Origin of the sequence: Aquiflexum sp. (genome assembly GCF_041749095.1) — a bacterium.
Lineage (GTDB): Bacteria > Bacteroidota > Bacteroidia > Cytophagales > Cyclobacteriaceae > Aquiflexum.
Map to the genome: position 1 here is coordinate 1 of NZ_JBGTCA010000287.1, position 3,229 is coordinate 3,229.

Genomic DNA, 3,229 nt, shown 5'->3' on the forward strand with positions numbered 1-3,229 from the left:
GACTCAGCACCTTCCATTATATTGGCCGCGGCAGCAGCAAAAACCCAAAGAATCATCCTGACGAGTGCAGTGACTGTACTCAGTGCAGCAGATCCGGTAAGGGTATTTCAAAACTTTTCCACATTGGATCTGATCTCCAAAGGACGTGCAGAGATGGTTGTGGGGAGAGGTTCTTTTACCGAAGCTTTTCCATTATTTGGGTTAAATCTGAGTGATTATGATGAGCTGTTTTCTGAGAAATTGGATCTTTTGCTTAACATCAGAGACCATGAATATGTGAGCTGGAAAGGAAAGTTCCGACCTTCTCTTCACAACCAGGCTATTTACCCAAGACCTTTGCAGCAAAAGCTACCGATCTGGTTAGGGGTCGGTGGAACGCCTGCTTCCTTTGTAAGGGCAGGTACTTTGGGCTTACCTTTGATGGTAGCAGTCATAGGTGGTGAAACCCCCAGATTTCGGCCATTGATCGATTTATACCGAGAAGCCGGGAGAAGGGCAGGTCATGCAACGGAAAAACTCAAAGTTGGACTTCATTCATTGGGATATGTCTCCGATACAACAGAAAAAGCGATTGAAGATTATTATCCCGGCTATGCTGAAACATTTACTAGAATAGGAAAAGAAAGAGGATGGCCTCCTGTGACAAGAGGGCGATTTGAGGCACAAAGAGGTCCAAATGGCGCCTATGTCATCGGAACACCCGAAGAAGTCGCCCAAAAAATAATCCGACACTCAGAATCACTCGGAGGAATTTCAAGGTTCACATTCCAAATGGACAATGCAGGCTTGTCTCATTCCCAGTTACTGGGAGCCATTGAATTGATTGGTACTAAAGTGGCTCCTTTGGTCAATGGTTAATGATATCAATGGATATTTATAAAAGCTGTGATATCTTTGATCAATTATCATTAAATAAAAAACAGAGCATGGTTGACATAACCCACAAATCCCCCACACTGAGAAAAGCCATTGCACAGGCGATTGTAAGTGTCAGTTCTTATGAGACCATCAGGGCATTGGTGGATAAAAAAGTACCCAAGGGAGATGTGTTTGAAATGGCAAAAACAGCAGGTCTTTTTGCAGCCAAAAGGACTGCGGATATGATCCCCGATTGCCATCCCCTACCTATTGAGTTCACTTCCATCCAATACAAAATCGAAGGACTGGACATCCATGTCCATGCAGAAATCCATACCATTTATAAAACAGGCGTAGAAGTAGAAGCCATGCACGCTGCCTCTGTTGTAGCCTTGACTATGTATGACATGCTCAAGCCCATCGATAAAGGTATCAGCATCAATCAGATCAAACTCTTGGAGAAAAAGGGCGGGAAAACCGATTACAATAAGAAAGACGAAAAAGCTTTCAAGGCCGCAGTGATTGTATGTTCAGATTCGATTTCAGCAGGTGACAAAGAAGACCGGGCCGGAAAGGCAATAATAGAAAGACTTGAAAAGCATGGCGTGTTGGTAGCGGACTATATTATTATTCCCGACGAAGAAACTGTCATTCAGGAAAAAGTCAAAAAATACTCCTCAAAAAAAGTGGAATTAATCATTTTCACAGGGGGAACAGGTCTGTCTCCAAGAGATGTGACTCCTGAAGCCATCAAACCCATGTTGGAAAAAGAAGTGCCGGGAATTGAGGAAGCCATCAGATCATACGGACAGAACAGAACCCCATACGCCATGCTCTCCAGAAGTGTGGCAGGTTTGATCGGGGACAGTTTGGTGTTGGCCTTACCCGGCTCTACCAAGGGTGCCGCTGAATCCATGGATGCCATTTTCCCGGCAGTATTGCATATTTTTAGGGTGATGGAAGGGGCTAGGCATGATTGATCATCCCTAAAATAAAATCCTGCAAAACCTCAGATTTTGCAGGAACAATGTGATGCCTGTTCACCAGACAACCAAACACCCTGTTTTTCAATCTATATCAAAAGAAACCAATACAATTGTTACAAACCCCTTTTCAATCCAATGAAGGAGATATTAAAAGTAATCACCAACAACATTTCACCTTTGAATGATGGGGAATGGGAGGATTTTCATCAAATATGGAAACCATTTTCCTGCAAAAGAAAAGAATGCTTATCCCCTGTGGGCAAAATTGAAGACAATCTCTACTTTATCACCGAAGGCCTCCAACGGATTTTTTATGAAGATCAGGAAAAGGAGGCTACTTTGGTATTTACCTATCCCCATTCATTTGGGGGAATATTGGATTCTTTCATTTTAAGAAGTCCGTCAAAATTTGCCTATGAAGCACTTACACCCTCAAAATTTCTAAGGGTCAATTATAATGATCTTGAAAATCTTTCCCAAAAACATGCTGGTATCGCAAAATTTGTGAGACTGGGGATTACAGGTGCTTTGGCAGGTGTTTTGGAAAGACAGGTCGAATTACAGACTTACAGTTCTGAGGAAAAATTCCGGAAACTTCTACAAAGAAGTCCTCATATCCTTCAAATGATCCCGCATAAATATCTGGCAAACTATATTGGAATAGACCCTACCAATTTCAGCAAATTGATGAATAAAATCAGGCTTTAAGATTTTTATCCATTTGGTTGTATGGGTCAAAATCTTGGTAAAAACCAAAAATCAACTCTTCAGGTTTGTTCAATTTTGGGGAATAATCTAAACCAAAATGTATTATGAACACTATCAAAATTTTAACACTGCTTTCCAGAATATTTATCTTATTCTCGGGTTTGGCCTTGCTCTCGGTAAGTCTTATGGCTTTTGTTTCCCCACAATCTGTAATGGACTTGGTCCAAGTACAACTTCCAAACACCGATGCTTTTAGCTCCATCAGGGGAGTTTATGGAGGTGTTGGTATGGCTTTGTTTTTTTCCCTGATTTACCTCATGGTCAAAAACCCAATCCAAGGCGTGGGCTTTTTGGTGATGCTTTGGGGATTTTATGCATTATCCAGGATTTTGACCATCGTAATTGAAGGAGAATTGGGGGAATTTGGTAACCAATGGTTGATGATTGAATCCATCCTATTTATCATTGCATTAGGGCTGCTTTCCGCTTTTAAAATCGTGTCCAAAAATCTAGAGTTGATCTATGAAATCGCAGAATAAGGAGCACTGGATAGAAAAAATGGAAAATTTGGTGGAAGAACAATTGGAAGCTTCCACCAAAATTTTCCAAAACCTTCCTGAGGATACTTTGGTGTTTTCGGATTCCGGAACTTGGTCTGCAGCAGCTTGCATTGACCA

General features: G+C 41.6%; 4 protein-coding genes. All 4 read left to right on the top strand.

Features of this window, described 5'->3' with window-relative positions:
* Nucleotides 1–858 (top strand): LLM class flavin-dependent oxidoreductase (locus tag ACEW8O_RS13535; RefSeq protein WP_373495158.1); only part of this gene is annotated, 858 nt, incomplete at its 5' end.
* A gap of 68 nt (nt 859–926) precedes the next feature.
* Nucleotides 927–1,838, top strand: a complete 912-nt coding sequence (gene moaCB, locus ACEW8O_RS13540; protein WP_373495159.1) for a bifunctional molybdenum cofactor biosynthesis protein MoaC/MoaB — start codon at nt 927–929, stop codon at nt 1,836–1,838.
* A 141-nt stretch (nt 1,839–1,979) separates the two neighbouring features.
* Complete coding sequence (locus ACEW8O_RS13545; protein ID WP_373495160.1) at nt 1,980–2,552, top strand: Crp/Fnr family transcriptional regulator; 573 nt, start codon at nt 1,980–1,982, stop codon at nt 2,550–2,552.
* A gap of 104 nt (nt 2,553–2,656) precedes the next feature.
* A complete protein-coding gene (locus ACEW8O_RS13550) occupies nt 2,657–3,091 on the top strand; it encodes a DUF4345 domain-containing protein (protein WP_373495161.1) in 435 nt (144 codons plus the stop codon).
* The last annotated feature ends 138 nt before the right edge of the window (nt 3,092–3,229 follow it).

What these genes read in the sequence shown, in the direction of transcription:
- moaCB (WP_373495159.1), top strand. Translation starts at nt 927, where the DNA reads ATGGTTGACATAACCCACAAATCCCCCACACTGAGAAAAGCCATTGCA.
- ACEW8O_RS13545 (WP_373495160.1), top strand. Translation starts at nt 1,980, where the DNA reads ATGAAGGAGATATTAAAAGTAATCACCAACAACATTTCACCTTTGAAT.
- ACEW8O_RS13550 (WP_373495161.1), top strand. Translation starts at nt 2,657, where the DNA reads ATGAACACTATCAAAATTTTAACACTGCTTTCCAGAATATTTATCTTA.